6 protein-coding genes are annotated in these 2,958 nt (G+C 41.3%); all 6 read left to right on the forward strand.

Going from position 1 to position 2,958, the window contains the following annotated elements:
• Positions 1–143 precede the first annotated feature (143 nt).
• On the forward strand, positions 144–509 hold the full coding sequence (locus NH454_RS22070) for a glyoxalase superfamily protein (RefSeq protein ID WP_024592045.1): 366 nt from the start codon (positions 144–146) through the stop codon (positions 507–509).
• 149 nt (positions 510–658) lie between these two features.
• Positions 659–1,093, forward strand: coding sequence for a hypothetical protein (locus NH454_RS22075; RefSeq protein ID WP_063529658.1), 435 nt, complete (start codon positions 659–661; stop codon positions 1,091–1,093).
• An 81-nt stretch (positions 1,094–1,174) separates the two neighbouring features.
• Positions 1,175–1,555, forward strand: a complete 381-nt coding sequence (locus NH454_RS22080) for a hypothetical protein (RefSeq protein WP_024592043.1) — start codon at positions 1,175–1,177, stop codon at positions 1,553–1,555.
• Between the two features lie 157 nt (positions 1,556–1,712).
• A complete protein-coding gene (locus NH454_RS22085; RefSeq protein ID WP_138558954.1) occupies positions 1,713–2,009 on the forward strand; it encodes a hypothetical protein in 297 nt (98 codons plus the stop codon).
• A 75-nt stretch (positions 2,010–2,084) separates the two neighbouring features.
• Positions 2,085–2,381 carry a hypothetical protein gene (locus tag NH454_RS22090; protein ID WP_024592041.1) on the forward strand — a complete coding sequence of 99 codons (297 nt, stop codon included), beginning with the start codon at positions 2,085–2,087 and terminating at the stop codon, positions 2,379–2,381.
• A gap of 246 nt (positions 2,382–2,627) precedes the next feature.
• Positions 2,628–2,958, forward strand: a 331-nt coding sequence (locus NH454_RS22095) for a transposase (protein ID WP_235378354.1), incomplete at its 3' end; no start/stop codon positions are given.

Here is a 2,958-nt window from a genome sequence, read left to right on the forward strand (position 1 = left end):
CTCTAAAAAGCAAATTCCCATAGCATAAATAGCACCAACTCTGACACACCGAGCAGGTAGCGCCTCAGTCCAACAAGCGATTATGCAACACAAACTGCGTGTCGCATAAATACTAAAATGTTATGTGTAATGGAGTAGATGGCATGGAGTTTCAGACGATCCCAATAATGCGGATTTTCGATGAAGATAAAGCAAAAGAGTTTTACCTTGGCTTTCTCGGTATGGAACTAGATTGGGAGCATCGTTTTGAGGATGGTTACCCAATTTACATGCAAGTTTCGCTTGGCGATTTTGTTTTACATCTGAGTGAACACTCTGGTGACTGCACACCGGGCAGCAAGGTCTTCGTTAATGTAAGCAATCTTGATCAACTTTTCGCACAAGTTACTGCAAAGCCTTACAAATACAACAAACCAAGCATTGAAGATGCCCCTTGGGGTGCAAGGTGTTTTACCGTAACAGATCCGTTTTCAAACAGGATATTGTTTAATGAATCAGCAGACACATAACAATCAAATTTTATCGCCAGCAAAAAGCGCTGGCTGCGACGTCAACCCGCTGCGCGGCTTTCCGCGCTAAATTTGGGCGTTAAGCATACGAGGAACCATGTCCAGTGAAGTCACCGTGGCTAAAATATGAATCGAGGTTGGCAGACTGGATGAAACAGTTTGCTAGCGAAAAGTTGTCGTTCACTAATGGTTTTCAAGCAATCCCTGGCTTTCCTTCAAATGGATTTCGTGCTGATGGGCTGCTAACTGATGGGAATGTTGTTATAGCCTTGGAAGTGGAGGTAAAACAAACTCACCCTGATACAAATGTTGGAAAATATTGGCTCTTAAGCCAGTATCAAGCTTATGAAAAGGTGATTTTGTTTCATGTTTATACTCCAGAGTACACATCTTATCCTTGGCGCCTTCAGCTAGGTCAGTTTTATGCCTCAAAAATGGCGATAGAGTTGCCATTTGAATATGAACTAGTCGATCAAAGAGAAGCTATCGATACGAACTCATCATTTGAAGCAGTAACTAGAATTCTAGAGCAAAGAATACTCGGTGAATTCGGAGTAATTGCTGGTAAGTCGCAAAATGCTTAACAAGTGCAGGTTGTCGGACGTGTGCTACGCTGCGCTCCGCACCCGCCGCAACTGCAGGCGTTATGTGCTCTAAGGTATCTCATGCTCTCAATCACCAGTGAAGATAAAGAGAATCAACTTAAAAGTTATTGTCAGCATTGGCTGAGCTTATTAGCCACAAATCAATTTGAAGACGCAGAAAAGCTCATTGATATAAACAATAACTATGGTGTTGTATGGGCAGAATCTGAACTCAAAGACGCTGTGCATGATTACTTTGGTAGCGATGCCCCTGTGAGTTTTCAAAACGAAAATATAGCGAATTGTTACCCTGAGTTTTTAGAAACCGATTCAGGCTCATTGATCTTCGGCTTTTATTTACCCGCCAATGGCGAGATAACCGACCTAACTGTTGAATTTGAGTTTGTACCAATTGGGAACAACAATTATGCTGCAACAATCAACGATGTTCATGTTCTGTAGCATGTACGCACATAACAAGCGCCAGCACATCGCGCCTGCGGCGCTGGACTCGCAACAAGTTGCTCGCCCGTGTGGCGGGCGTTAGCTTTGCGGAGGCTTTATTGACATTTTAATATTAGTTATCGCCTCAGTATTATTCTTTGTTTTGGTTATAAAGTTGGAATCAATGATTCCCATCAACTTTTTGGACAAAGCAGAAAGAACGTTTAACGACCTAGGTGCAAACGTGCAGGTAAGAACAAATTCTTACTCTCGTTTTTATAACACCAAAGGACGATTGGTAAAAAAGTCGGATATAGCAAAAATCCAAAAAGCGGGTTGTCTTACACTTTTTACATTATCGGATAACGCAATCGATATTACGGTGCATCCAGCTAATAAAGATACTGTGTTTGAAAAAGCTAAAAGTATATTTAAAGAGGCTCAAGTTGTTGAAATTGATATACAAAGCTAACAAACCAATTATTCCGACCTCAACTCGCTGCGCTCTTTTCGTCGGCATATTGGGGCGTTATGTTGGAGCAGCATATTGATCGCTCGTATTAAGACAATCAGTTTTGGGGTATTAGTAGCTGCATTAATCATTACGATCACGTTGATGGTAGCCGATGTTGAATTTTATGGGCTCCTCAGTGTTTACGTATTTATGGTTTTATGGAGTTTACACAAGATATTTTTGTGGCTCATCGGTGATGAGTTTGGCATCGCCGTTCAGGTGAAAATTAAGAAAGACGCACCAAAAGCAATTCGTTTCCTTGGGCTGTTATTTGTCTGCTTTGTTTTTTATTTCGTAGCTAAGGGGCTTATCAAGCATGTTTCAACATAACAAGTTGCTTAATTTCGTTCCGGCCACAAACAGCATGGCCTCCACTGGACTGCCTACGCTGCGCTGCGGCAGCCAATTAGCAAAGCGTTAGCACTGTCCACTTATGGCACAGACTGTGTGAAAACTCTGATCACCTTTTGGTCTAAGTATCTGCTGCTTATGATCGATTAATCTATACATTTAGTTCACTTAATATACTGATATTTATATAATAAGACTATTGATTCAGTCGAGGGTTGAGGCAATATGTCAAAGTTTATAAGCGGTGAAGATCGTAACCAATCAACGTTATTTCCAGAATCGTTGGAAGACTACGTCAGTGAAGATAATACGGTCAGAGTAATTGATGTTTTCATTGAGGAACTAAATCTAGCTGAATTGGGGTTTAAAGGATTAACCTTAAAGTCCACAGGCCGCCCTAAGTATCATCCAGCCACACTATTAAAGCTTTATCTTTATGGTTACCTCAACCGTATTCAATCATCCCGCCGATTAGAAACCGAATGCCAACGCAATATTGAACTGATGTGGCTACTTGGTAAGTTGGCACCCGACTTTAAAACGATTGCTGATTTTA

The sequence above is a fragment of the Pseudoalteromonas sp. Ps84H-4 genome, from assembly GCF_024124645.1.
Taxonomy (GTDB): domain Bacteria; phylum Pseudomonadota; class Gammaproteobacteria; order Enterobacterales; family Alteromonadaceae; genus Pseudoalteromonas; species Pseudoalteromonas lipolytica_C.

What these genes read in the sequence shown, in the direction of transcription:
- NH454_RS22070 (WP_024592045.1), top strand. Translation starts at nt 144, where the DNA reads ATGGAGTTTCAGACGATCCCAATAATGCGGATTTTCGATGAAGATAAA.
- NH454_RS22075 (WP_063529658.1), top strand. Translation starts at nt 659, where the DNA reads ATGAAACAGTTTGCTAGCGAAAAGTTGTCGTTCACTAATGGTTTTCAA.
- NH454_RS22080 (WP_024592043.1), top strand. Translation starts at nt 1,175, where the DNA reads ATGCTCTCAATCACCAGTGAAGATAAAGAGAATCAACTTAAAAGTTAT.